At 58.6% G+C, this 26,190-nt stretch carries 22 protein-coding genes, 1 tRNA gene and 1 pseudogene; 16 read left to right on the top strand and 8 right to left on the bottom strand.

Going from position 1 to position 26,190, the window contains the following annotated elements; translation table 11 throughout:
- Nucleotides 1–44 precede the first annotated feature (44 nt).
- Nucleotides 45–1,262: an acetyl-CoA C-acetyltransferase gene (locus ABRP86_RS05340; RefSeq protein ID WP_349862889.1), complete on the bottom strand. Its 1,218-nt coding sequence runs from the start codon at nt 1,260–1,262 to the stop codon at nt 45–47.
- Between the two features lie 9 nt (nt 1,263–1,271).
- Nucleotides 1,272–2,045, bottom strand: coding sequence for an IclR family transcriptional regulator domain-containing protein (locus tag ABRP86_RS05335; protein ID WP_023023374.1), 774 nt, complete (start codon nt 2,043–2,045; stop codon nt 1,272–1,274).
- 115 nt (nt 2,046–2,160) lie between these two features.
- Here ABRP86_RS05335 and ABRP86_RS05330 point away from each other — a divergent pair, with 115 nt between their 5' ends.
- Together ABRP86_RS05330 and ABRP86_RS05325 are read left to right on the top strand one after the other, a co-directional pair.
- Nucleotides 2,161–2,904, top strand: coding sequence for a CoA transferase subunit A (locus ABRP86_RS05330; protein WP_005278125.1), 744 nt, complete (start codon nt 2,161–2,163; stop codon nt 2,902–2,904).
- Entirely contained in the window at nt 2,904–3,545 is a 642-nt protein-coding gene (locus ABRP86_RS05325) for a 3-oxoacid CoA-transferase subunit B (RefSeq protein ID WP_023023371.1), read from the top strand. Before ABRP86_RS05330 ends, ABRP86_RS05325 begins: the two co-directional genes overlap by 1 nt.
- Nucleotides 3,546–3,620: 75 nt before the next feature.
- Here the strand turns inward: ABRP86_RS05325 and ABRP86_RS05320 are convergent, their stop codons facing one another.
- The gene (locus tag ABRP86_RS05320) at nt 3,621–4,967 is read right to left on the bottom strand and encodes an MFS transporter (RefSeq protein ID WP_349862886.1); all 1,347 of its coding nucleotides are present in this window, start codon (nt 4,965–4,967) and stop codon (nt 3,621–3,623) included.
- A gap of 425 nt (nt 4,968–5,392) precedes the next feature.
- Here ABRP86_RS05320 and ABRP86_RS05315 point away from each other — a divergent pair, with 425 nt between their 5' ends.
- The 4 genes from ABRP86_RS05315 (at nt 5,393) to ABRP86_RS05300 (ending at nt 9,966) form a co-directional block, all read left to right on the top strand.
- Nucleotides 5,393–6,949, top strand: coding sequence for a hydroxymethylglutaryl-CoA lyase-like TIM-barrel protein (locus ABRP86_RS05315; protein ID WP_005278129.1), 1,557 nt, complete (start codon nt 5,393–5,395; stop codon nt 6,947–6,949).
- Between the two features lie 2 nt (nt 6,950–6,951).
- Complete coding sequence (gene accB / locus ABRP86_RS05310; RefSeq protein ID WP_023023367.1) at nt 6,952–7,503, top strand: acetyl-CoA carboxylase biotin carboxyl carrier protein; 552 nt, start codon at nt 6,952–6,954, stop codon at nt 7,501–7,503.
- A 17-nt stretch (nt 7,504–7,520) separates the two neighbouring features.
- The gene (gene accC, locus ABRP86_RS05305) at nt 7,521–8,897 is read left to right on the top strand and encodes an acetyl-CoA carboxylase biotin carboxylase subunit (protein WP_005284133.1); all 1,377 of its coding nucleotides are present in this window, start codon (nt 7,521–7,523) and stop codon (nt 8,895–8,897) included.
- A 145-nt stretch (nt 8,898–9,042) separates the two neighbouring features.
- Entirely contained in the window at nt 9,043–9,966 is a 924-nt protein-coding gene (locus ABRP86_RS05300; protein WP_349862883.1) for a DMT family transporter, read from the top strand.
- Between the two features lie 75 nt (nt 9,967–10,041).
- Here the strand turns inward: ABRP86_RS05300 and ABRP86_RS05295 are convergent, their stop codons facing one another.
- A complete protein-coding gene (locus ABRP86_RS05295; protein ID WP_349862881.1) occupies nt 10,042–11,094 on the bottom strand; it encodes a PDR/VanB family oxidoreductase in 1,053 nt (350 codons plus the stop codon).
- 404 nt (nt 11,095–11,498) lie between these two features.
- On the opposite strand from ABRP86_RS05295, the gene ABRP86_RS05290 reads away from it, so the two are divergent.
- From ABRP86_RS05290 to ABRP86_RS05270, 6 genes are all read left to right on the top strand, one after another.
- The gene (locus tag ABRP86_RS05290; protein WP_349862880.1) at nt 11,499–12,857 is read left to right on the top strand and encodes an oxygenase MpaB family protein; all 1,359 of its coding nucleotides are present in this window, start codon (nt 11,499–11,501) and stop codon (nt 12,855–12,857) included.
- 57 nt (nt 12,858–12,914) lie between these two features.
- Nucleotides 12,915–14,291 carry an oxygenase MpaB family protein gene (locus ABRP86_RS05285; protein ID WP_349862878.1) on the top strand — a complete coding sequence of 459 codons (1,377 nt, stop codon included), beginning with the start codon at nt 12,915–12,917 and terminating at the stop codon, nt 14,289–14,291.
- Nucleotides 14,292–14,325: 34 nt separating this feature from the next.
- Nucleotides 14,326–15,531, top strand: a complete 1,206-nt coding sequence (locus ABRP86_RS05280; protein ID WP_349862876.1) for an oxygenase MpaB family protein — start codon at nt 14,326–14,328, stop codon at nt 15,529–15,531.
- A gap of 124 nt (nt 15,532–15,655) precedes the next feature.
- On the top strand, nt 15,656–17,029 hold the full coding sequence (locus ABRP86_RS05275) for an NAD-dependent succinate-semialdehyde dehydrogenase (RefSeq protein ID WP_349862874.1): 1,374 nt from the start codon (nt 15,656–15,658) through the stop codon (nt 17,027–17,029).
- Between the two features lie 236 nt (nt 17,030–17,265).
- The gene (locus ABRP86_RS11650; protein ID WP_502879643.1) at nt 17,266–17,694 is read left to right on the top strand and encodes a hypothetical protein; all 429 of its coding nucleotides are present in this window, start codon (nt 17,266–17,268) and stop codon (nt 17,692–17,694) included.
- A 56-nt stretch (nt 17,695–17,750) separates the two neighbouring features.
- On the top strand, nt 17,751–18,491 hold the full coding sequence (locus tag ABRP86_RS05270) for a tyrosine-type recombinase/integrase (protein WP_051138363.1): 741 nt from the start codon (nt 17,751–17,753) through the stop codon (nt 18,489–18,491).
- 10 nt (nt 18,492–18,501) lie between these two features.
- Here ABRP86_RS05270 and ABRP86_RS05265 read toward each other — a convergent pair whose 3' ends face one another.
- From ABRP86_RS05265 to cynS, 3 genes are all read right to left on the bottom strand, one after another.
- Nucleotides 18,502–18,750 carry a hypothetical protein gene (locus ABRP86_RS05265; protein WP_023023348.1) on the bottom strand — a complete coding sequence of 83 codons (249 nt, stop codon included), beginning with the start codon at nt 18,748–18,750 and terminating at the stop codon, nt 18,502–18,504.
- Nucleotides 18,744–19,151, bottom strand: a complete 408-nt coding sequence (locus tag ABRP86_RS05260; protein WP_023023346.1) for a hypothetical protein — start codon at nt 19,149–19,151, stop codon at nt 18,744–18,746. The genes ABRP86_RS05265 and ABRP86_RS05260 overlap by 7 nt, the downstream gene beginning before the upstream one ends.
- A 589-nt stretch (nt 19,152–19,740) precedes the next feature.
- Nucleotides 19,741–20,205: a cyanase gene (gene cynS / locus ABRP86_RS05255; protein ID WP_023023344.1), complete on the bottom strand. Its 465-nt coding sequence runs from the start codon at nt 20,203–20,205 to the stop codon at nt 19,741–19,743.
- 238 nt (nt 20,206–20,443) lie between these two features.
- On the opposite strand from cynS, the pseudogene ABRP86_RS05250 reads away from it, so the two are divergent.
- Nucleotides 20,444–21,972, top strand: a pseudogene (locus ABRP86_RS05250) (IS1634 family transposase).
- Nucleotides 21,973–23,100: 1,128 nt separating this feature from the next.
- On the opposite strand, the gene ABRP86_RS05245 reads toward ABRP86_RS05250, so the two are convergent.
- Nucleotides 23,101–23,173, bottom strand: a tRNA-Asn gene (locus ABRP86_RS05245).
- A 252-nt stretch (nt 23,174–23,425) separates the two neighbouring features.
- Between ABRP86_RS05245 and ABRP86_RS05240 the strand changes: the two genes are divergently transcribed.
- The 3 genes from ABRP86_RS05240 (at nt 23,426) to ABRP86_RS05230 (ending at nt 25,754) form a co-directional block, all read left to right on the top strand.
- Nucleotides 23,426–24,142: a 6-carboxyhexanoate--CoA ligase gene (locus tag ABRP86_RS05240; RefSeq protein WP_349862871.1), complete on the top strand. Its 717-nt coding sequence runs from the start codon at nt 23,426–23,428 to the stop codon at nt 24,140–24,142.
- On the top strand, nt 24,139–25,308 hold the full coding sequence (locus ABRP86_RS05235) for an aminotransferase class I/II-fold pyridoxal phosphate-dependent enzyme (RefSeq protein WP_349862869.1): 1,170 nt from the start codon (nt 24,139–24,141) through the stop codon (nt 25,306–25,308). The genes ABRP86_RS05240 and ABRP86_RS05235 overlap by 4 nt, the downstream gene beginning before the upstream one ends.
- A 62-nt stretch (nt 25,309–25,370) precedes the next feature.
- On the top strand, nt 25,371–25,754 hold the full coding sequence (locus ABRP86_RS05230) for a hypothetical protein (protein WP_349862867.1): 384 nt from the start codon (nt 25,371–25,373) through the stop codon (nt 25,752–25,754).
- Nucleotides 25,755–26,190 lie beyond the last annotated feature (436 nt).

Genomic DNA, 26,190 nt, shown 5'->3' with positions numbered 1-26,190 from the left:
CGCCCGCCCGTCCTCCGATACCGCCTAGGCCCTCGCTGCGAGGACTAGGCGGTTTCGATTATGGCTGCAAGGCCCTGGCCGCCGCCGATGCACATCGTGACTAGCGCGCGCTTGCCGCCGGTGCGGCGCAGGTGGTGCGCGGCGGTAACCACGATGCGGGCACCGGTCGCGCCCACCGGGTGGCCCAGCGAGATGCCGGAACCGTTGGGGTTGAAGCGGGGATCTTCGGGGGAGATGCCCCACTGATCTAGTACCGCGAGGGCTTGGGCGGCAAAGGCCTCATTGAGCTCGATGAGGTCGAGGTCATCGAAGGTGAGATTGAGGCGGTCCATGACCTTACGGGTGGCCTCAACCGGTGCGATGCCCATGCGCTCTGGCTCCACGCCGGCAAGCGCCCAGCCCTTCAAGACCACCATCGGCTCGAGGCCGAGCTCATCCGCTTTTTCACGGGTGGTCACGAGAACGGCGGCAGCGCCGTCGTTCTGGCCGGAGGCGTTACCTGCGGTCACCGTGGCCTCGTCGTCCTGCTTGCCCATCACCGGGCGCAGCTTGGACAGCTTCTCCACGCTGGAATCGGCGCGCACGTGCTCATCCTTGTCCACGATGATGGGATCCCCCTTGCGCTGGGGGACGGAGACGGGGACGATTTCGGCATCGAAAAGCGCCTGCTCCTGCGCGCGGGCGGCGTTGTGGTGGGAGCGCACCGCAAGCTCGTCTTGGTCCTCGCGCGACAGGGAACGCTCGCGGCGGAGGTTCTCGGCGGTTTCGATCATGCCGCTGGGGATGGGGTGGTTTTTACCACCGGCGGTTTCGCGGGCCTCTTGGAGGCGATCGCGAAAGACCATGTTGCCGCCCTTCGCGCCCCACCGAATGTCGCCGTCCACGGTGTACTCGGTGCGCGACATGGATTCGGCACCGCCGGCGATGACTACCTCGGCTGCGCCGGTGGCGACGTGGGCGGCGGCGGTGACGATGGCTTGCAGGCCGGAGCCGCAGCGACGGTCGAGCTGCATGCCGGTCACGGAGACGGGCAGGCCGGCATCGAGTGCGGCGACGCGGCCGAGGGCAGGCGCAGCGCCGTTGGGGGAGGCTTGGCCGAGGATAATGTCATCGATGGCGTTCGGATCGATGCCGGATTCTTCCACGATGGTAGATACCACCAAGCTGGCTAGATCCTGGACGGCGACGGATTTGAGCGCGCCGCCGTAGCGGCCGACTGGGGTGCGCTTGGGGTAGCACAGGACAACGTCTTGGGTATGCATGGATTCTCCTTAGGAAATTTCGGTGGTAGTGAGATCGTGGGAAATGGCCGCGCACGTAGAGAGGAGCTCTGGGAGGATCTGCGCGGTGAGATCTTGGGTGGAATACACGGAGGTCTGGGTGGAAATATTGATGGCCGCTACTGCGCGCCCGGTGCGATCCCGGATGGGAACGGCGATGGAGCGCAGACCGATTTCTAGCTCTTGATCCACGATGACCCAGCCGCGCCGCCGCACCTCACCGAGGCGGGCTCGCAGCGCGTCCTGGGATACCAGGGTGTGCGGGGTGACCTGCTCGAGCGGGGCGGTGGTGGCGAAATACTCATCCAGCTCCGCCGGCGTTAAATCAGCGAGCAGCACCTGACCCATGGACGTAGCGTGCGCTGGGAAGCGCGTACCGATGGTGATATTGGTGGACATGATGCGGTGCGCTGCGGCGCGGGCAATATAGACCACGGTGTCGCGGTCGAGCACGCTGACGGAGCAGGACTCATCGAGTTTGGTGGATAACTCCCTCAAATGGGGTTGGGAAATATCTGGCAGTCCCAAGCTCGATAGGTACGAATAGCCCAGTTCTAAAACGCGGGGGGTGAGCCAAAAATCTGAGCCATCGGTGCGGGCATAACCTTCTGCGACAAGCGTGTGTAGAAAGCGGCGTGCGGTGGCGCGCGCTAAGCCTGTGACCTCGGCAACCTGGGCCAGTGTCTGCCGCGGGCGTTCGCCATTAAACGAGTGAATGACGTTGAGTCCGCGGGCTAGAGATTGCACTACGGGGGTATCTGCCACGGTGTGTCCTCCAAGCTAATTTTAGGGTTAAGTGGCCCAGGTCTCTTTAGTGTACCCGATAATGTTCGCATTCTGAACCCTTGTGCTGTCTGTGAACCGCACGTAGTCTAAGGCCATGTTGAATAAAGTCATAGCCTCAGTAGAGGAGGCCGTCGCGGATATCCCGGACGGTTCCTCCATCGCGGTGGGCGGATTCGGCCTTGTGGGTATCCCGGCGCAACTCATTGCTGCGCTGCGTTCCCAGGGCGCGAGCGAGCTCACCATCATTTCCAATAACCTTGGTACGGATGATTTCGGCTTGGGCCTGCTGCTCAAGGATCACCGCATCGCCCGCTCCATCGGTTCCTACCTGGGAACCAATAAGGAATATGCGCGTCAGTACCTCGAGGGCGAGCTCACTGTTGAGTTCACCCCGCAGGGTACCTTGGCAGAGCGCATGCGCGCCGGTGGCGCGGGCATTCCAGCCTTTTACACCAAGGCTGGCGTGGGCACGCCGCTTGCCGATGGCGATATCCCCACCCGCTACAATCCCGACGGCACCATCGCGGAGACCTCCGCACCGAAGGAAACCCGCGAGTTTAACGGCGAGCTCTACGTTATGGAAGAAGCCCTCACCCCAGACTTCGCCTTCGTCCACGCCGCTCGCGCGGACCGCTTTGGCAATCTCGCTTTTAATAAGACCGCCCAGAACTTCAACCCAGATGCAGCCAAATCTGCCGATATCACCATCGTGCAAGCGGAACAGCTGGTAGAGGCCGTTCCGCCCGCAGAGGTGGATGTGCCCGGCATCTACGTGGACCGCGTAGTGGAAGTGGGCAAGCAAGAAACCGGAATCGAATTCAGGACGGTGAGCAAGTAATGACCTGGTCACGCGAAGAAATGGCGGCACGCGCCGCACAAGAACTGGACAATGGTGACTACGTCAACCTGGGCATCGGCATGCCGACGCTCATCCCTGGCTACCTGCCAGAGGGCCGTGAGGTGGTCCTGCACTCCGAGAACGGAATCTTGGGCGTTGGCGCCTACCCTGAAAAGGACCAGGTGGATCCGGAGCTAATCAATGCCGGTAAAGAAACCATTACCGAAGCCCCTGGCGCATCCTTCTTCTCCTCGTCCGAATCCTTTGCCATGATCCGCTCCCGCGCCATCGACGTCGCGGTGCTCGGTGCCATGGAGGTATCCCAATTTGGCGACCTAGCCAACTGGATGATTCCCGGCAAGATGGTCAAGGGCATGGGCGGTGCGATGGATCTAGTGCATGGCGCCAAGCGCATCGTGGTGATGATGCAGCACGTTTCCAAGCACGGCGATTCCAAGATTCTGGCGGAGTGTCAGCTGCCGCTAACCGGTGCTCGCTGCGTGGATCTAATCATCACCGACCGCGCCGTATTCACCGTGGACGAGCTTGAGGGCCTGACGCTTATCGAGGTCGCCGAGGGTGAAACCGAGGAGTCCATCCGTGAGGTTACGGACGCGCCCTTTAAGGTAGCGCTTGACTAATTAGTTATGGACGTAAACAATCGCCGCTTCCCGGGAAAGACTGGAAAGCGGCGATTTTAGCGTTACGTGGGTGGATTAGACATCGCGCAGGTCCACGCCCTTGGTTTCAGGCAGGATGTACATGCTGACAAGCGTGAGGATGCACAGTGCGACCACGTAGAAGCCAGAAGCCCAGGTAAGGCCGTGGGCCACGAACCACTGGTAAATATACGGTGCGGTACCGCCAAAGACGGCGACGGACAGCGAGTAGGCCAGGCCGATGCTGCGGGTGCGCTGAGCGGTGGGGAAGACCTCGGACATGATGGAGGACAACAGCGCGCCGCCGGCGGCGACGATGACCACGCCGACAGTGGAGGCCACCAGCAGGGTCCATGGGCGGTCATCGATGAAGTTCATTAGCGGGATCTGCAGAACGGCTAGGCCAATCGCACAGATATAAATGACGGGCTTGCGGCCAATCTTATCGGACAGGCTGCCCCACAGCGGCAGGGCGATGAGGCCCGCGGTCTGTGCGGCCACGGTGACCCAATAAGCACCCTGGGTGGACATGCCCTCGTGGCTAATGGCGTAGGTGGAAACATAGGACGTCCACGTGTAGTGCGCGGCCGTAACGCCGGAGACCATGCCCACGACGAGCAAGATATTCTGCCATGCCGGGCGAACAACCGAGGCAGGCTTTTGCGAATTCACGGACTTCTTGGTGCGCTTCGGGGCCTCAACGGTGGGCTCCGCGCTATCGATCTCCTGGAAGTGATCGGATTCCTTCATGTGGCGGCGCAGGTACAACGCGATCAGCGCTGCGACGGCACCCAAGAGGAACGGGATGCGCCAGCCCCATGCGCCAATCTGCTCGTCCGTCAGGACCAGCGAAATACCGCCGCCCAAGACGTAGGCGATGACCGAGCCGCCGAAGATGGAGACGTAGACCATGGAACCCCAGCGGCCGCGGTGGGCGTTCGGGGCGATTTCGGGAATGTAGCTATTGGCGGCTGCAGATTCACCGCCGTGTGCAAAGCCCTGCAGCACGCGGATGAAGAGCAGGCCGACAGAAGCCCAGATGCCAATGGTCTCGTAGGTGGGCATCAAGCCGATGAGGACGGAGGCGCTGGCCATCATGATGATGGTGGTCATTAAGACGGTCTTGCGGCCCCGCTGGTCAGCGATGCGGCCAAAGATGATGCCGCCCAGCGGGCGGACCAAGAAGCCGACGGCGAAGACACCGAAGGTGGCAAGCAGTGCGGAAGCAGTATCGCCCTTGTCGAACATTGCCGCGGCGATGAACGGGGCAAAGACCGCGTACGAGCTCCACTCGTACCATTCAAGGACCTGGCCGGTCAGGCTGGCTGCGAGGGATTTGCGGTCCGTCTTCGTCGCGCCCGTTGGCGTGGTGGGCGTGGGGCTCGGCGGGGCGGTAGAAGTCAATGTTCCTCCTAGGGATGGGTCCGAAATATTGAGGAAGATATTACGCACATCACACTTCGATTACTTCGCGATGTGGGCCACGAAAATTCGGACACCATCGAAGTGAATTTGTTTACTGGCTAGAAAGTGCATGTCGTCCACCGCTTTTTAGGGGAGGCGACCGAAAAAACTGTGCGTTCACTAAGTGAACAGTGGTGCGCACTGTGACCCCGTATAGGGGTATTTGGGCAAGTTCTTTGTTGTGACGAGCTTGGAATTCGCAGGAAAACGTCATTTCTGGCTGCAATTCCAGCACTGAAGATTTAGGCGTGGTGTAGCGTGTGAGCCACGACACGGAAGGTTTTCGAAGAGTCTTGCACCACCAAAGTGAACCCTCACTGTGAACCAACCGAGTCTTTCCGGAGCCACACCCTAAGGAGGGATTTATGACTGCTCTTAGTCCCGAGGAACTAAGCACAGAAGGCCTCGCCGAAATCATGGCCGCGGGCGGACGCCCGGCCGATAGCGAGCGCAAGATCAACATCATCGATACCACCCTGCGCGATGCGCACCAGAGCATCTGGGCCACCCGCATGACCACGAGCCATATCCTTTCGCTGTTGGATGACATCACCAACGCTGGTTTCGAGCACGTGGACTTGGTAGCGCCCATCCAGTTCGACGTGTCCGTGCGCTACCTCAAAGAAGACCCGTGGGAGCGCGTTCGCCTCGTGCACGAGAACGCCGCGCCGGGCACCAAGTTCCGCGCCCTTATTCGTTCCAAGAACCTGGCTTCCTTCGACTTCCTACCGGATGACGCCATCTTGAACTGGACCGAGCGTCTCTACGCCAATGGCTTCCGTGTGATCGGCTCCTTTGATGGCTTGAATGACATCGACAACATCGACCAGGGCCTCAAGTTGGCCAAGGAACTCGGTGCCGAAACCTTCGGTGCATTGTCCTACTGCTTGAGCCCGGTGCACACCGATGATTTGTACAAGCGGAAGGCTACGGAGCTGCTCGAGCGCACCGATGTGGACCGCATCATGCTGAAGGACGCCGGCGGCCTGCTGACTCCGGACCGTTTGAAGACCCTCATCCCGGCGATCCGCAGCTCCATCGGTGACGTACCGCTCGAAGTACACACCCACTCGCTGACCGGACTGTCGCCGCTGACCTACCTCTACGCAGCGGAATTGGGCGTGGACTCCATCCACACCTCTATCGCTCCGCTGGCCAATGGCCCGGGACAGCCAGCCACCCAAGCCGTGGTGCGCGACCTTCGCGCGCTGGGTTACACGGTGGACGTCGACGATGAGCGTATCGATTCCGCCAGCGAGCGCATTCAGGAAATCGCCGATACGGAAGATAAACCGGTTGGCGTTCCGCGCGCATTCGATGGCTTGCACTACATGCACCAGCTACCTGGCGGCATGCTCACCAACTTCGAATCCCAGCTGGAAACCGCTGGGTTGGGTGACCGCTTCGAAGAACTGCTGTACGAGGTGGCTCGCGTGCGCGAAGAGCTCGCATACCCCATCATGATTACGCCGTTTGCCCAGTTCGTGGGTACCCAGGCCGTCATGAACGTGATGACGGGTGACCGTTACTCCGTGGTCCCGAACGAGATTAAGAAGTACGCCTTGGGCTACTACGGCGAGCCGCTCGCTCCGCTAGACCCAGACGTGCTGGAGAAGATCATGGCCAACGGTTCCTCCGAAATCACGGAGGAAATCCCCGAACTCAAGCCGGTTCTGCCGGATCTGAAGAAGGCCCACCCGGACGAGGACATCGACACCCTGTTGCTGCGCGTGATGTTCGCCGGCAGCCAGGTCGATGAGATGAAGCGCTTTGTGGCCGAAGGCCGCGGCGGCGAGGGTGAAGGCGTCAAGGGCGGCGTCCTTACCTCCCTGGTACAGCAAATCTACGACTCTTCCGATACCACCGACTTCCACCTCAAGACTTCCGACTTGGAAATCAACCTCACCAAAGGAGAAAAGTAACCATGACTGATTCCACCAACTTGCACGACCTGAAGTCCCTGCTGAAGTGGGCCAACCTTTCTGATGACATCCAAGAGCTGCAGATTAAGTACGGCGATGTCGAGCTCGCGATGTCCCGCACCCCGGGCGGCCTGAACCGCCCGGCGCCGGCTCCGGAAGCCGCTCCGGCCGCAGCTCCAGCAACAACACCAGCACAGGAAGCCGCACCGGCTTCCGCGCCTGCCGCTGAGCCTGAGTCCAAGCCTGCTCCTGCACAAGAGGAAGCACCGAAGGAAGAGCCCAAGGCTTCCGGCTCCGGTGAGCCTTCCGCAGAGGGCGAGATCGTGAAGGCTCCCATGGTCGGTACCTTCTACGCTGCTCCGAAGCCAGGCGCAGATCCGTTCGTCAAGGTGGGCGACGAGGTCGAGGTTGGCCAGGTGCTCTGCATCGTTGAGGTCATGAAGCTGATGAACAACATCGAGTCCAAGGTTGCCGGCACCGTGAAGGAAATCCTCGTTGATAACGAGGATGCCGTGGAGCACGGTCAGCCCATCATGGTCATCCAGCCGAAGTAATCGATCTGGAGGAAAATATGTCAGATCTATTAGGTAGCGTGCTCATCGCTAACCGCGGTGAGATTGCGCTTCGTATCATTCGCGCCTGCAAGGAATTGGGCATCAAGTCCATCCTTACTTATTCCGAAGGCGATAAGGACTCCTTGCCGGTAAAGCTCGCCGATCAAGCAGTATGCATCGGCCCAGCGAATGTCTCCAAGAGCTACAACAGCCCTGAGCTGGTTATCTCCGCAGCCATGGCGTACAAGGCGGATGCCATTCACCCGGGCTACGGCTTCTTGTCCGAGAAGCCGGACTTTGTCCGCATGGTGGAAGAAGAAGAGATCGGCTTTGTTGGCCCTTCGGCTGAGCACATCGGCTTGATGGGTGACAAGATCGCGGCTAAGCGCATCGCTAAGTCCGCCGGTGTTCCCACCGTTCCGGGCTCCGACGGTGTGGTCACCGAGTTCGATGAGGCCCTCGAGGTTGCCCATAACACCGGTTTCCCGCTGCTGATTAAGGCAGCCGCCGGCGGTGGTGGACGCGGTATGCGCGTGGTGGAATCCGAGGACACGCTGGAAAAGGACCTCAACGAGATCATGAACGAGGCAGAGTCCGCGTTCAATGACCCGTCGGTCTACATCGAGCGCTTCTTGACGGATATCCGCCACATCGAGATCCAGGTGCTGGCCGATGGAGAAAACGCCGTCGCCCTGGGCGAGCGCGACTGCACCTCGCAGCGCCGCAACCAGAAGCTCATTGAGGAAGGCCCTTCGCCAGTGCTGACTGATGAGCTGCGCCAGGAGATGCAGGAAGCCGCGATTAACCTGTGTAAAGAGGTGAAGTACAAGAACGCCGGAACCATCGAGTTCGTCTTCGATAACACCGAAGATAAGTTCTACTTCATCGAGATGAACACCCGCATCCAGGTGGAGCACCCCGTAACGGAGATGATCACCGGTGTGGACCTCATCAAGGAGCAGTTGCGCATTGCCTCCGGGCAGAAGCTGTCCATTACCCAGGATGATGTGGAAATCCGTGGCCACGCCATCGAGTGCCGCATCAACGCCGAAGATCCGAACCAGAACTTCGCGCCGCGGCCGGGCAAGATCGAACACTACCGCGTGCCAGGTGGCTTCGGTGTGCGCATGGATACCCACATCGAAACGGGCTACACCATCCCGCCGTTCTATGACTCTATGGTGGGCAAGCTCATCGTATGGGCAGAAGACCGCGATGAGGCCATCACCCGTATGCTGCGCGCCATCGACGAGCTGCAGGTAGAAGGCGTTGTCACCACCGCGCCATTCCAAGCCATGCTGCTTGATAGCGAGAAGTTCCGCAGCGGCGAGTTTAACACTGGTTACGTTGCCAAGCTGCTGGAAGGTACCGACTCCATCCCTACGGATGACTAACCCCGGCTCCTTCTAGCGAGAGAGTGCAGGTTCCGCTTTGTGCTGGCCTGCACTCTTTTGCATTTTAAGTCTCTAAATTTATAGCTCTATGTCACGCCTAGTCCCAGGCTTTGCTTAGACCCAAACCTGTGGGGAAGGAACAACAATGTTGGTTATCGCCGCCATGCTGGTCGGCGCCATCGTGCCGGCGCAAACGGCCATTAATACTCGTCTGCGCGAGTCCGTGGGCTCGCCCATCGCTGCCGGGTTCTTCTCCTTTATTATCGGCTTTGCCGTCTCCGCCATACTCGCGCTGATAGTCACCGGTGACGCGATACCGGACCTGGCGCTGGCGGCCGCGCAACCGTGGTGGGTGTGGCTCGGCGGTTTTATGGGCGTGGCCTTCATCGTGGGAAATATCTTGCTCTTCCCGCGCATCGGCAGCGTAGAGACCGTCATTCTTCCCATCTTGGGTCAGGTGACGATGGGCCTAATTTATGATCTGACCGGCCTTTTTGAATCGCCGCTGGTGCCGGTCGGCCCGCTGCGCGTCCTCGGTGCCCTCATTGTGGTGGGTGGCATCGCCTTGGTATTAGAAATAGGCCGGGGTGCCGTCACCACCCGCGCACAAGCCACCGGGCTTTCGCTGTGGCTGTGGCGTGTCTTCGGCGTGCTCATCGGCATGGGCTCAGCTACCCAAACAGCCGTTAACGGCTACCTGGGAGGTGCGTTGCACAGCCCCATGCCCGCCAGCGTGATTTCCCTGGGCGTTGGCGTGATTTTATTGGCCCTGCTCACCCTGGGGTGGAAGGCTCCTCGCCGCGCCCTTTTGAGCGGCATCGCACCCGGGCCCTGGTGGATGTGGCTTGGTGGTGTGCTCGGCGCGCTCTTTGTGGTGGGCGGCGCGACGCTGTCGCCCATGATTGGCACCGGCACGACGGTTATCGGCTCGCTAGTAGGTTCAATCATTTGCGGCCAGGTCATTGAATCGCTGGGTTGGGGTAATGCCGAGCGTGGCTTGCCGCCTTTGCACCGCATCATCGGCTTGGTCTTGGTCATCATCGGCGTGATTATGGTGCGCGCCCTTTAGAGCTGTGCCGCGCTTGCCGATGCCCCCTTCTTCCCCCTTCGCTCCCACTCCCGGCCAGGGTGGGGGAGCGAAGGGTTATTGCCGCCAGCGCTCTAAGGTGAGCTTGGGGCTTAGTGCGCGGGAGACACACGGTGCGAAGGCGCCATCGGCATACATTTCCGCGTCATAGACGGAATCGCGGTGATCTGGTTCGCCGTCGACCACGCGCATGATGCAGGTGCTGCACGTGCCTTCCAAGCAGCGCGATTTTACGGGCAGATCGAGTTCCTCGAGGACCTCTAGGACCGTCTTATTCTCTGGAATTTCTACCGTCTCGCCGCAAAATTCTACTTCGAATGGCCCATCGCCGGCCCCGGCGTTTTTCTCACCGGACAGTGCTTTGAGATCGGGGTGGAAGTTCTCCCAGTGGAAGGCATGCTCGGGCAGATACTCGAGCGCGACTTCTTTGGCGGAATCCATGAAGCCTTGCGGGCCGCAGACATAAAAGGCCGTCTCCTTCGGTGCTTGGCCCAGCAGATGCCGGTAGATATCTGCTTGTTTCTCGCGCGGGCGGCCAGAGACCTCAATGAGCTTATCGCCGCAGGTGTCGCGCAATTGCTCGAGCAGCACCGCGTGGTGTTCATCGCGTGCGAAAAAGAGCACGATATACGGCTTGTTCTCGCGCTCGAGGGATTGGGCCATCGAGAGCATGGGGGTAATGCCTACGCCGGCGCCAACCAAGACGTAGTAGCCGGCGTGTGCCACGAGCTCGAAGTTATTAAATGCCCGCGAGATTTCAAAACTATCCCCGCAGCGCAGTTTCAGCATCGCAATCGATCCACCCGTGGAGTTTTCTTCCCGCTTGACCGCGACGCCGTACGTTGGCCGTTCCTGTTGGCCAGCGGCAGGCGAAGAGGAACCGGTCAGCTCAAAAACCGAGTATTGCCGGGTAAGCATCTCGCCATTTGCTCCCGGGAGGGTGATATCGACGTGGCAGCCGGGGGAGTAATCTGCGAGCGGAGCATCACCGTCCAGCGAAAATTCGATGACCGCAAGGTCATCGGCAACGGCGGTGACGTTTTGCACTGTGGCGGTGGTGGAGGGGGCATCGGCAAGCTGGGGTGCGGGTTGGGAAGGGGAACTAGGCATAGGGGTGAATAGACCTCACTTTCGTGGCTGTGGTTTATTGCCAATTCACAGTATGTAATGCACGTCATGGTACAGCCTGAAGAGAGATATAGGTTACAAATTCGTTCGCATAGCGGACATGTGTGCGCTTAGTACACCTAAATGGGGTGAGCGGGCAACAGGTTTGCAAAATCTGCCAAGATTGCCATTTTTGCTATTTGCGCAGGAGGGGATAGGTCCTGTGAAGACGGGTGTAGCGGCGGCGTTGGCGGCCGGTAATTTCTCAGAAAATTGGATTAAAAATTCATTGCAGTTGAGGGCAATCTCTCTATAAGCTTACGGACACAGCTAAATGGTGAACTGGACCACATAGATAGGAAATATGTGTGGTGTAGCACCAAGATTGGAAAGGTTGTTTACTCCCCATGACTGCTCCTACCGAAACTCGGACGGGACCAAAGGTTCTGCCCATGTCCAATAATCCCTATGAGGATTTCCGTTACTTCTACCGCGATGGCATGGATCTGCGCCCGTCGCCGAAACGCCGCGTGGACAAGCCTGGTTGGTCTACCCTGCGTCACAATATCTTCGATCACTGGCACACTGTCCATGATGAGTGGGAAGGTTATGACACCCCGCAAACACGTTTGCTCGATGATCACATGTGGCAAACCGATGAGCAGGGCGCTGCTTTAGCGGAGTCCTTCCGCCGCGATGGTGCAAAGGAATCGCGCGCCAAATTTGAGCAGGCGCTGAATGAAGGCATCGAGACCGTTGAGGATCCATCGCCGGAATTGGTGGCGTTCTTCGAACAGGTCGATAACATCCCGGACTGGATCGACCTTGAAGCCGCTGAGCGCGGGCGCGTTGCCTATTACAATGCCACACCGAGCGCGGACCTTCTCACCTTCAACTTTGGCTACTGGGCCACCACCATGGAAGACCGCACCTCTGCGGCCACCGGCGAGACCGGGATGTTCGAGTTCAAGGCCATGCAACGTGCACTGGAGACCTCCAAGTTCTTCGTGGACCTAGGTAAACAGGACGTCTTCGACCGCTTCGGGGAAGGCCGCAAGGCCGCAGTCCACGTCCGCTTGCTGCACGCTCAAGCCAATCGCGGTCTGGAAAAACTCTGGGGCAAGGAGCACTACAACGAATTCGGGCGGCCGATTGGCTCCAGCTTCTTGGTCTCCGGCGAAGGCTGGTTTGCGCTCATGCCGCTGGCCATCGACGAACTTTTCGGTCGCCCCCACTCCGGCCAGGACTGGGACGATGTGGCCCAGTACTGGGCCTATGTGCTGTACATGATGGGCGGGGAAGAGCGCATTATCCCCAAGACCGGCGATGAAATGCGCAAGATGACTGATTTCATCTACGCAAACGGCGGGCGCTCTTCGACGTACCACCAGCGGGTGGCTACGGCGCTGATGTCCATCGTGGAACAGATGAATCCAGACCTTCCACTAGAAATGTTGGGCTCGCTGGCCACGCTGGTAGGAGAAGAGGACACCAAGTTCATGGTGGAAGGAACCCGCTGGGCCGATATGGACTTTTCCCAGGCTGCCAAAGACTTCGAAGCCAAGGCGCGCGCGGAGGCAAAGGAAGCTCGCGAAGCCGATGAAAAGCCTGGCGCGGAGGAATACAAGAAGCACAACGCCGCGCAAGGTCGCCCGCTGTGGATCAATGCGTTGGAAGAAGTACAAGAGCACATCAACAACCATGAGCCAGACGTCAAGGCCGAGTGGACTTTGCACGATGACTCTAAGGAAGCCCGCCGGAACTAGTTGCTGTATTCGCTGTTAGTTACCAAGGCCTAATAATAAGGAAGGGAATAAAACACAATGACTGCTCCCACAGATACCTCTGACGTTGCCAACACGTCGCAGGCGGAACCAAAGGTCCTGCCCATGTCCGATAATCCCTATGAGGATTTCCGTTACTTCTACCGCGATGGCATGGACCTGCGCCCGGCGCCGAAGCGTCGCACCGCGGCCCCAGGCTGGTCGGAGCTTCGGCACAATGTCTTTGACTCTTGGCACACGGTAGAAGATGAGTGGGCAGGCTACGATAGTCTGCAAACCAAGCTTCTCGATGACCACATGTGGCAGACCGACGAGACCGGCGAAAAGTTGGCGGAGGCCTTCCGCCGCGACGGTGCCAAGGAATCGCGCGCAAAGTTTGAGCAGGCGCTCAATCACGGCATTGAGACGGTAGAGGACCCAGCCCCGGAACTGGTGGACTTCTTTAAAGAGGTAGACCGCATTCCGGAATGGCTGGACCTCGAGGCCGCAGAACGCGGCCGCGTGGCCTACTACAACGTCACCCGCACCTCAGAGGTTTTGGCTATTGCCTTCGCGTACTGGGCCACCACGATGGAGGACCGCACCTCGGCGGCCACGGGTGAGACCGGGATGTTCGAGTTCAAGGCCATGCAGCGCTCTATTGAAACGGCGCAATTCTTCACGGACTTGGGCAAGAAGGACGTCTTCGACCGCTTCGGTGAAGGCCGCAAGGCCGCCGTGCGCGTGCGCCTGCTGCACTCCCAGGCCAATCGCGGCTTGGAAAAGATGTGGGGCAAGGAGCACTACAACGAATTCGGCCGGCCGATCGGCTCCAGCTTCCTGGTCTCCGGTGAGGGCTGGTTCGGGATGATGCCGTTGGCCATCGACGAGCGCTTTGGCCGCCCGCACTCCGGCCAGGATTGGGACGATGTGGCTCAGTACTGGGGATACATCCTTTATATGATGGGTGCCGAAGAGCGCCTCATCCCCAAGACTGGCGATGAAATGCGCAAGATGACGGATTATATCTACGCCAATGGCGGGTATTCCTCCACCTATCACGAGCGCGTGGCCACCGCCTTAATGAGCATTCTAGAAACCATCCACCCGCTGGTTCCCAAGATGGCGCTTGGTGCGCTGACCACCATTTGCGGCGTGGAAGATACCAAGTTCATGGTTAAGGGCACGCGCTGGGAAAAGGTGAACTACAAGCCGTGGGCCATCCTGTATCGGGGCGCCGCGCGCGCTGAAGCCAAGGTTGCGCGCCTGCGGGACAAGCTGCCGGGTGCGCAAAAGGCAAAGATTAAGCGCGCCAATAAGAATAAGCCGCCATGGTCCGATGTCACCGCGGTGATCAAGGCACACATCGTGAAAAACGAGCCCGAGACCAAGTCCGATTACACGCTGCACGATGACTCTAAAGAAGCTCGCAGCTAACCCATCCCCCATAACATTCTCAGAGGAGAACACCATGACTAACACTATGTCGCTAGGCACCGTAGGCGAGTGGCCTGCCGGCCGCGGCGATAAGGATGAATTTATCGCCACCTTTGGCCAAGAGCGCGCGGACCGCTACCACGAGGCTTTTTGGAAGATGGACCCGGTGGCCGATGCGCTGTTTACCAGCGGACACACTGTCAAGGAAATCATGCCTAACTTGCGCGATGCCCTCGCGCGCGGCACCGCCAATGAGGACACCTTCCCCGAGGTTGCCGTCCTTATTGAGGACATGACCAAGGCACTTGACGGCATCGACGCCGAAAAGCTGGAGCGCGGCCGCCGCGTCTACCTGTCCATCCCGCCGCTCAGCCACGGCCTGGCGCTGGGCCCGGGCTCGCTGGTCCACACCTATTCCACCCCGGCGATCGCGGACCTGCTGGTCAACACCGGTGAGCTTACCGATGGCGCCGTCAAGCGTCTTGCCTACACCACCAACTGGACCTATTCGCTCTACCTGCCGAATGCGCTGCAACCCGGCGGCGAAGGCTTCATTCACACCGGCATGGTGCGCGCCATCCACGCCCACGTGCGGCGTGTGCACACCCGCAAGGAGCTGGATTACTCCCACTACGGTGCTCCGATCAGCGAGTTCGACATGCTGCGCACCTGGTTTGATTTCACCTACATTCCATACGCTGGCCTGCGCAACATGGGCTGGAAGCTTACCGCAGAAGAAGAAAAAGACGCGTTCTACCTGTGGAAGATTGCCGGGCGCATGCTGGGCATTTCCGCGGACCTTTTCGAAGGCGAAGATGGGGTAGAGGCCTCCCAGGAGACCATGGATGCCATCCACACCGTCGACGGCGAGATCAACGAATCGGCCCGCAAGCTTGTTGATGCCCTCATGGACGGCTTCGTCGTCAACGCCAAGGAGCTCACGGGCATGCCCGATGACACCTTGGCGGACTGGACCGCCGCGCACGTGCGCATCATTCACGGCGATGAGGTCGCCGATGCCTGTGGCGTGGCCGACTCCGTCATGCGCCCCATCCTGCAAATGGAGGCACCGCTGGTGCAGGAGCGCTTTGACCTCCTCCGCCAAGACTCGGAAGCGCTCGAGGCGGAAATCCAGAAGAACGAGGAGGCGGTGCGCCAGATGCTCACCCGCGATGCCACCTATATGAAGCAGGATGAGGGCATCAAGATGAAGGATGGCTCGGTCGTCGCGGCCTCCTAAAACAAATTACCCACTTTCATGGGTGACACGTCACTAGAACTTTAAGTACTCTTGTGGCAGGCGCACACAGACTGTGTTCGTCGCCACATTAGTTCCAAGAATCCAATTAGAAAGGGATCCAATAATGTCCAAGGATTTTGCGGTAACTAACCCCGCTACCAATGAAGTAGTAGAGAAATTCGACACCTTTAGCGATGAGCAGATCCAAGAGGTTCTGGCTAAGTCCAACGAGGCTTTCCAGACCTGGCGCGAGACCCCAATTGAGGAGCGCGCCAAGATTGTGTCCCGCGCCGCGGAACTGCTCAAGGAGCGCAAGGGCGAGCTGGCCAAGATTGCCGCACAGGAGATGGGTAAGTCCACCCCAGAAGGCGAGTGGGAAATTAACTTCTCCGGCGACATCCTGCAGTTCTATGCAGACAACGCCCCAGAGCACAACAAGGACCAGCCGGTTGACGTGCCAGGCGGCAAGGCCACCCTCCGCCGCCTGCCCATTGGTACCCTGCTGGGCATCATGCCGTGGAACTACCCCTTCTACCAGGTCGCCCGCTTCGCCGGCCCGAACCTGATGAACGGCAACTGCATCATCTTGAAGCACGCCGAAATTACCCCGAAGTCCGCTGCAGTCATCGAGGAGATCTTCCGCGAGGCTGGCCTGCCAGAGGGCGTGTACATCAACGTGTACGCCGACCACAAGCAGATTGAAGAGATCATCGGGGACAAGCGCGTCCAGGGCGTATCCCTGACCGGTTCCGAGCGCGCCGGTGCCGCCGTGGCCGAGATCGCTGGCCGCAACCTGAAGAAGGTTGTGCTGGAGCTTGGCAGTACCGACCCCTACATCATCCTGGATGCAGCCGATATCACCAAGGCTGCCGAGGAAGCTTGGGTCAAGCGCATCGAAAACGTTGGTCAGGCTTGCACCTCCAACAAGCGCATCATCGTCATGGAAGACATCTACGACGAGTTCGTCGATGAAATGGTCCGCATTGCTGAGGGCATGAAGCAGGCTGACCCAACCCAGCCGGGCGAGAACCAGTACTACCCAATGTCCTCCCGCGAAGCAGCAGAGAACTTGGACAAGCAGGTCAAGACCGCTGTGGACAACGGCGCTAAGGTTCGCACCGGCGGTAACCTGCACGAGACCGCTGCGTACTACGAGCCGACCGTGCTTACCGATGTCCCCGTCGGTTCCGACTCCTACTACGAAGAGTTCTTCGGCCCAGTAGCAGAGATCTACAAGGTTTCCTCCGAGAAGGAAGCCGTAGAGCTGGCCAATAACTCCAACTACGGCCTGGGCGGTGCCGTCTTCTCCGATGATACCGAGCGCGCCACCAAGGTTGCTGACCAGATCGAAACCGGCATGATTCACGTCAACCTGGGCCAGTACTTCTCCCCAGTACTGCCATTCGGTGGCGTTAAGAACTCCGGCTTCGGCCGCGAGCTCTCCGTCTTCGCACTGGACGAGTTCGTGAACAAGCAGTACCTCTACATCAACGACTAATTACTCGTTGACGCTCGCTCAGCGCTCCCTGAGCCTGCGGCGAGCGCATAGAGTGCAGTAGGGAAGGGGCCTAGCCTTGATTGGCTAGGCCCCTTTTCCTGTCCCCGTTGTACTTAACCTGTATCTTCCGCAACCCTCTGAACTCGAGCTGTGTGGCGTATACGAAAAATCCCGGTCAGCGCAATGCTGGGCGGGATGTAGTCTGCTCCTCCAACTGGGGTCGAACCAGTGGTAGTATGCTGGTAGTGAACCCGAACGGGCAGGGTAAAAGCTATTTTGATCCGCTGGAATCCGCTGTAATCTGTTGGAATCTGGTATTGGAGTACCACGCAGGTACCACGGGAATAAAGGAGCAAAAACCATGTCACGTGAGTCTTGGGGCATCATCGATAAGCTGCCGTCTGGGCGCTTTAGAGCGCGGTGCGCACGAGGGGGAGCGGTATAAAGCGCCCAACACTTTTGACACCAAGACACAGGCGCGAGCTTGGCTATCCACTCAGCGCACAGCAATCATCGAGGGGCGCTGGGTAGATCCGTCGAAGCCGATAGAACGTGTCACTATCCCCACTTTAGGGAGTATGCAGAGCGGTGGATCGCTAACCGCACCAATCGGCGAGGGCAGCCTCTCTCAGCACGCACCCGTGAGGAATACGAGCGATACCTAGACGACCGCCTGGCAGAGTGGGCAGAAACGCCCCTCACGGCTATCACAAGCGACGGTGTGCGTGAGTGGTACTCACGGAACATCGCCGACGGTAAGGAGACATCCACGGCGCGCCAATACGACTTTTTTAAATCGGTGCTGAAGACTGCGCTGGAGGATGACCTAATACCACGCCAGCCGTGCACCATTCGAGGGGGCAGCAAGGCCAAGACGGGTGTTGATGTTTCACCTCCCACTGATGATGAACTTCACGCAATCATCAGGGCTTTTCCTTCTGAGCTACGGCATGTCATCTTGATCGCGGCTGCTGCTGGTCTGCGTATCGGCGAAATTCTGCTTCTCACCACCGACGATGTCACCATCATCAAGGATGAAAATAACAACGTTGATGCCGTCGTGATTGCTGTCACGAAAGGGGTGGTGACCCTCAAGGGCGGTAAGCGATTGATTAACGGACCTAAATCAATCGCGGGCGTCAGGACTGTGTCCTTTTTGGGGCAGGATGCAAAAGATGTCGCCAGCCACGTAGAAGCTGTGGAGCCTGGACAAAAATTGACAGAGATCACGTACGCAGGCGTGCGCTATCACTGGCTTTCTGCTCGTAAAAGTGCAGGTAGAGAGGATTTACACTTTCACTCATTGCGTCACTACTCGGGCACGCGCTTCGCCCAGGCAGGCGCTACTCTGGCCGAGATCATGGCACGCCTTGGGCATAGTAGTGTCAGTGTAGCAATGGCCTATCAGCACGCAGCAGATAGCCGGATGGATGAGATAGCACGCAGGGCATCACGACGGTGACCGGTGCTGACTATGGGCGCCAGGCATCGTGTGCAGTCCACAGCCTACGGGTAACCCAGCCCAGCACGGCAATTACGCTCACTGTGGAGAAAAGCACTCCGAGACCCCCGGCAATGCCGATAGCACCATCATCAGCACCCCAGGCACGATCCCACATGCCACCGATACCGTCAGGCAATCCCAGCGCCTGCAGCAGTCCCCACCCGAAACCGAAAACGGCAGTAGTGGCAACGCAGCCCACGATCACGGAAATCACCATGTACACCGCCAGGCGTTTTCAGCATCGAAGCGCTCCCGCTCCCGAGCAAGAGCCTGGATAGTCTTGTCCCACTCCTCACGCTCTCGAGCAAGCGCCCGCTGCCTCCCCTCGAGACACTCCAGTCCATCGGACACGGTACGCTGAAGCTCCGGCGTCAGTTCCCTAAAATTCCAATCCACCATCTCCCTCAACTGTGTGCGCAGCTGTCCGCTCAGCTGCGCGTTGAGCCGCTTCTCGACGCTGACGCTCAGCCTGGCTACGGCGTCGTCGCTGAGACTCAGTGGTCCCTCCACCATCTCGACCACGACCATGAGCAGCTGAGCCATGCTCTGCAGCGGCGTTTTCAGGCTCTCGACTGCGCTCGTGAGGTGACGGTTTTCCGCGTCGATGAGCTCCGGCATTTTCGCTGCGATCAGCCCGACCTGCTGCAGAGCCTGTGCCGCCCTGTCCAGGCTCCACAGCTTCTACGTGGCTGGCGACATCTTTTGCATCCTGCCCCCGCTACTAAGGTAAGCCCCCACCAGCAGAAACGCTGGTGGGGGCTTAGCCTTTTGGCTAAAACTGCCTTATGTAACGCTAGATGTAACTTAAGACGGTGGAATCTGTCGCAGCTCAAACCTGAAGTCGCTCGGGCGAATGGCAAATCGACGATCGCCCCGACTGGCCCCGAGACAGGGGAAAGCAAGGGGCGAAGTTCTTTAATCACTCACGGATGAAAACTCTTTTGGGGTCGTAGATCTCCGTACAGACGCGGCAGAGCCGCATCGCGGCGCTACCGCGAGGCGTCGTTCCTCCCCGTGCAGTCGCCGTCCGAGGCGCAGCTGCGTTTCGAGCTTCAGCGGGTGTGCGAGGGCAAGCAGCTCCTGCGAACCTGCCGAATCCGGGTTGGACTGCTTCAGTCCAACGCGGTTTTCGTGTTCGGCCGGCCTGGGTTTTGCCGGGCGGTTTCGGCGTTGGTCGGAAGGGAGCGGACTGCTTCAGACCAAACCTTCACCACCGGTAGTCGAGGAACTTGCCGTCGAGGGTGATCACCACGCGGTCGCCATCCGGGTCCGGGCGCCGGGAGAAGTCGACCTTGAAGTTGATGGCGGACATGATGCCGTCGCCGAACTCCTCGTGGATCAATGCCTTGAAGGCGGGGCCGTAGACGTTGAGCGCCTCGTGGAAGCGGTAGATCGTCGGGTCGGAGGCGAGGTCGGGGGAGGCCACGCGGTAGGGCTGGAGTTGGAGGGACTCGACGACGTCGTTGTCGAGGTCAAGCAGGGTGCCAATGGCCTCTGCGTCGGCAGCGCTCAGTGGGTGTTGACCCAGCAGGGCGGCCGTGGCCCAAACCAGCGGCTTGTCGATGGCCTCGGCAAGGTCCTCCCACGTCTTTCCGCCGCGTATTCGTGCGGCGTCGACGATTCGGCCGGCCTGGGTCTTGTCGAGGATTTCACGGCTTGAGTGCTCGGGCATGGCGGTGACCTGCTTTCAAAGAGGGTGGGCAAACGGGCGTCGAAAAGCGAAAGAAGAGCGTTGAGAGTGGCGCAAAACATACTTTAAACCAATTGACCAATAGAAAGAAACCCGACTTGGGCCTTTTTGCTGTGAGGTATTGCATATTGACACGTAGACCAGCAGATTCATGGCTACCACGGGTGGAAAGTGTGCACTAAGGGGGTGGGTTTCGGGGTGGGCGGTTAGATTGATTTTCATGAGCCCGTATATCCGCACCGTGCGCACCGCCTTCGGGTCGACTGCCGTGCAGGTCGTGTATTCGCAGAAACGCGGCGCCAAGACCATGAAACATCTCGGTTCGGCGCGCACCGACGAAGATCTTGCGCTGCTTTAGGCCTAGGACCAGTGTCTTCTTGACGGCGACCAGGTGAGCCTGGATCTTGGTGTGGACACCACACCCGCCGGCAGCGGATCCGCCGATGCGCCGGTGCCGATCACCTCCGAGCGCGCCGGCCGCCTCCTCGAGATCATCCGTGCCGCGTACAGCGAGCTGGGTTTCGATGAGGTACCAGGGATGATCAGGTGTTTTTGACCTCGTCACCGCCCGGATCGTGCAGGCAGGATCGAAGGTCGACAGCATTGAGACACTGGCGGAACTCGGTGTGGCCTTCGCCAGCTACCGCACCATCCAACGACACCTGCCGGCCTACGCCACCGACGACTTCCGCGACCGGCTTACCCAGGCTTGCGCGAACCATGCCGGGATCGCACCCGGTGTCCTGGTTCTTTACGACGTGACCACCGTGTACTTTGAAACCGATGAGGGCGATAAGTTCCGCAAGCCGGGCTTTTCCAAAAACGCAGGCTCGAGCCGCAGATCACCGTCGGCCTGCTGGCGGATGCCCGGGGCTTCCCGCTGGCCGTGGGTGCGTTTGAGGGGGAACATGGCTCAAACACGCACCATGTTTCCTATGATCAGAAACGTCCAGGACGCCTACGGCGTGGAAGAGGTCACCGTTGTCGTCGACGCCGGGATGTTCTCTGCCGGCAACAAGGTCTCGATCATCGAGGCCGGCCTGCACTGCATCCTCGGAGTGAAATTCAACGACATCCCCTATCCGGTGGCGCAGTGGCGCAAGAACAACCCCGGCCAGGACTATGAGGACCAGCAGATCTGGACGTGAGCCGACCGGACGGGCCGTGGCCCAGGCGGTGTGCCGCATTCGGTCACCTACTACCGGTACTCCTGAGACAGAGCACGCCGCACGTTGAAGGGTATTGATGAGCAGGTCGCCAAAGCGGAGAAGGCCGTGGCCGGGAAGTTGCCGGTCAAGCGCAACCGGTTCGTGGATCTCAAGGCGCCGAATAAGCAGGTCAACTGGGCGTTGGTGACCAAGAAAAAGGCCCTGGCCGAGCTCAAGGGGTACCAGACGTCCCGGGTGGATCTGCCTGCCGAACAGGTGATCCACGCCTACCGGCAGATGTTGAAGATTTAAGAAGGCGTTTCGGATGTCGAAGTCCGATCTCGAGGCCTGGCCGATCTACCACCACAAGCGGGAATCCATCGAGGCGCACCTAAGTGTGGTGATGGCGGCGATGGCTGTGGGGCATCTGCTGGAGGAGCGCTCGGGGTTGTCGTTGAAGCGGCTGGTGCGGACGTTGCGGAGGTACCAGACTTTCCAGGTGCAGGTGGCGGGGCAGACGATCCATGCTGCTTCGCCGGTACCTGATGACGTCACGGAACTGCTGAGACGGCTGGGTTCAGGGAACCAAGGTGTGCACTAATATGGCCTAAGTCTGTTATGTCCACAAAGTCCCTAGACTCCGAGTCCAAAAAGTAGCTGGACTCCAAGTCCAAAAACCTCATGGACATAACACGCCTAGCAAAAGACAGCAGGGCTATCCTGCATACTCCACTATACCCGCTATTATCCGGTACGGGAAGGGGTACAGAACACAGGCCGATCGAACGCAATTGCTAAAAGGTCATTTTTGATGCCGGTTGCATCGTCGGGCGTGTGTGTTCCTCCGAATCCATACTTATTTTGCCGCAGAATAAGTATGCGCAGCTCAGCGGGTGTTTTTCTCATACCTCTTTTCCAAACACGCAGGTCAGTCTCTGCGAGATTCCATACTTTTTCCTCGGGGCCGGAAAAATAAGTATGAAAATAGGAGAGATTCCACCCCCTCTGACCTGCGCATACCTATTTTCGCTGTGTCGCCCAAAAAAATAAGTATGGAGCGAAACCACTGCTGAGCTGGATAAACGACTACTTTTACCCCTTCCATACTTATTCTGCGTGCTTTTCACTCAGACCTTTTTATAGGGGAGAGACATGTTGTAAAAATGTGACATAGAGCACACTGCGAAATCTTGATGTAGGTTGAGGCGCTCGAAAACATGTTCGCATTTTGGGAAATGGTGGTATCGGTGGCATGTGGCGTCACCATGTGTCAGAAGCATAAAAGCCGTGACCTGGTAAAACGTCACGATCGTCATGCTTAATTTAGAGCATTTTGGAAAGATGGCGTCGCACCCCTTATGCTCTTCTGCTAATCGCAAACGCTTTGACTTGCATATTTGCATTCCGTCATTTTCCTATATGCAGGTCAACGACACATTTCTATCGTTCGTTGGTGGCGTCCCACTAAATCGACGTATCAAAGCAATGGTCGATTAATACCTCGGGTACGACGCCCGCACAGAGCAGCACGCTGCCGGAGGGCGCGATGATCGGTGCGCCAGGGGGTGCGACGCCCGCACAGAGCAGCACGCTTCCGGAGGGCACGCCTAAACCGCTATTACCCGCCTTTGCGGGATCGCACGTAACCCGTTTTATAGCTCCTGTACCACGTGAATACCACGCCAGGCATAGGGTAGAATATTTATCGTTTTGACCTGCATATTCGTAGCTCCTCCAACTGGGCTCGAACCAGTGACCCTTCGATTAACAGTCGAATGCTCTGCCAACTGAGCTATGGAGGAATATCCATGTTGTACTTCGAACGTGCCGTTCTCCGTGCAACGGGAATTAACTATATAGGCTAACGCCGTTTTCACACAAATCGCCTGGTTAGCCGGAAAAATTGAGCTGTAGGATGTGAGGTGAGACCGGAGGTATCGGAAAGCGTATGGCCTGTGTATTCCTGTTTGGAAAGCGCCGCCTGGAGCCTGGTCGAGGCTGGCCAATTTTCTCTTTTCCTGAACACCGTTCAATACGTCCGGTACCCTCAGATTATGACTTATTTCTCAGTGCGAATGCGGTCTGATTCCGCAGGCCAGCACATTTCGGGAGCAGAGCGAATCGTCAGGGAACACGAGGTTCCGGCGGTCTGCGCGGCGTTGTCCGAACGCGCTTTCGCACACCCGAAGGGAATGGCGGAAAATACCTTCATCACGGTAGAGGCTTTGGCCGAGTCCGATATTCTGCACGTCCCTTCTGTAGGCGTAAAAGAAGAGGCAGTGCAATCGCCGTCGCACGCTAGGGACCTCATCGAGGAACTATTGCGCCCCATGACTGCTCATTCCCAGATAGTCATTGAAGAGACGTTCACTGCCAGGAATATGCGCGGTGCGATGCTCATTGCGGCCGATACAGGTAAGCGCTGCGAGCTAGACGCACAGCGCGGCGTCCGCGTGAGCCACATGGATGCGCACAACGCGCAAGACGCGGGTTTTAAAGGCAAGGACGCAGCCCGTGAAGCCATCGTTCTGGCGAGCAAGGTTGCCGCGCATCCCGATGTCTTAGCAGAAGTCTGTGTGTCTGATGACCCGGCCTATACCACCGGCTATGTCTGCATAGATGACACGTACCACCGCCTGCCGCGCATTAAGGAACCTGGATCGGAGGAAGGAGCGAGGGCGTTCATCATCAAACCAGGAGCCGATATTGAAGCGCTGATAGATTATCTGGAAAACCGCGCCGTACTCGTGGATTTTGAGGCAGAAAAGTGAACGAGAGCCTAGAAGAAGTCGCATCTGCTCGTCTTGATAAGTGGCGAGAGGACGGCCTGTGGCGCAGCCCTTCGGTCTTTGCGAGCGGGCAAGTGCCAGAAAGCTCCCTGCGGACCGACCCCGAAAAGGCAGCTAAGGAGGCGGTGCTCTTTAGCTCGTCGAATTACCTGGGTCTGGCAGAACATCCGGAGATTAAAAACGCCGTAAAGGACAGCGTTGATCACTACGGCGCAGGCTCAGGCGGCTCGCGTTTGACCACCGGCACGTCTGAATTACACGTTGCGGTAGAAGCCGCTGCGGCCCAGCTGACTGGGTATCCAGACTCGGTATTCTTTGCCACCGGGTACCAGGCCAACCTATCGACGTTGCAGGCGTTGGCCTCGCCCGAGCTCACCATTATTTCCGATGCGCGCAACCATGCCAGCATTATCGATGGCTGTCGGCTCGCAAAGGCGAGTGGCGCCTCCCTCGTCGTTACGGCGCACCGCGATACCCGCGCTGTAGAAAACGCTTTGGTCACCAGGACCACCAAGTATGCCTTGGTTATTACCGATGGCCTCTTTTCCATGGACGGGGTGCTTGCACCCTTGCCTGAGCTATCGCGGCTGGCACGCGAACACGGCGCGTGGCTTATGGTCGATGATGCTCACTCGTTTGGCACCGTCGGCAACCGCGGCCTTGGCCTCCCAGAATATTTCGGCGTCCAGCCCGATATTCAGCTTATTACCGCTAGCAAGGCGCTTGGCGCCGAAGGCGGCCTCGTGGCAACGAGCAAGCCGGTTGCCCAGCTATTGCGGCAACAAGCCCGGTCCTTCGTATTTTCTACCTCTCCCACGCCAGCAACATCGGCCGCCGTGCTCGCGGCGTTAAAGCTCATTGAGTCTGATCCCAGTCTGGTTAACCAACTGCAGGACAATATTGCTTATTGGCACAAAACACGCGGGACTACGCCACAGCAAGGGCCGATTATCCCCGTGCACGTCGGCGATGAAGCCGCCGCGATGGACGCTAGCGCTGCACTGCTTGACCGTGGATTTATCGTCCCGGCAATCCGGTGGCCCACTGTTGCACGTGGCGCTGCGATACTCCGCGTTACCCTCATGGCAACCCATACGCGCGCGCAGATCGATGCCCTCTGCACAGAACTTGAACAGCTGGGTTTATAAGCAAAACGCTCGGTGAGTGCGTTCAGGGAGTGGGGTTCTCCTCGCATACACTGGCAGGCATTATGAGCAGCTTCATTATTGACTATTCATGGCTCCATGAGCTGGTGCTGTACGGGCGTGACGCCGAGCTGTCCGCTGCAATTACCGGCAACTGGGACATTATTGAAGCTATATGGGACTTGGAGGAAAAGCACGCTATAGAAGAGGACTCCAGTTTCTTTGGCGGCGAAAATTGGACCGCGCGCTTTGTGTCCGGCCTCGATGATGGCGGCCCCTTGGACGTGGGGCTATTGGACGAAGAAGATACTTCAGTGATGCTCGAGCTCTCCGTTACCGGTGACGATGAAGAGACAATGGAGCACGCGCTTATCGATGCCACCGAGACCATCACCTGGCATTTATCCGACTGGGGCTTCGAAGACATCGAGTGGACCGCGATGCAGTGAGAAAAAGAGGTTCCGCCAGCTGGACTGGAGATACTCGATGGCGGTTGATCGTTGGTGAAGAACCCAAGCGATGTGGCTACTGCTCTATTGAAAATTGTCAGCGGGACCAGTTAAGCTTTCATTACGACGAGCCGGATACCGGAACGATGTCGCCTGGAGCCGCGTAGGCTCCAGAGCTTTATTTGGGACTTCATACTTACGCTTATGTGAAGTTTCCCGAGTTTTGTTCCTAGGCATTTGCCTTGATTTCTAATATCTCTTGTGGCGGGTTCTGCTTCCATAATCCTGTTTCAGGCTCGTTGGGGTTGATATCCCAAGCTCTGGTGGAGTCTGGTCTCAGGTCAGCTTGACACTCGCTCAAACCTGACAACTTCAATCTCGATTGAGGTTGCCCTCGTTTGGTGGACACCCGATTAGTGCGGATCTTGTGTCCGTA

This window comes from Corynebacterium sp. KPL3927 (assembly GCF_040225835.1).
In the GTDB taxonomy this organism is placed as follows: domain Bacteria; phylum Actinomycetota; class Actinomycetes; order Mycobacteriales; family Mycobacteriaceae; genus Corynebacterium.
The sequence above is the reverse complement of the archived record's forward strand: the minus strand, read 5'-3'. Positions and strand labels throughout refer to the sequence as shown.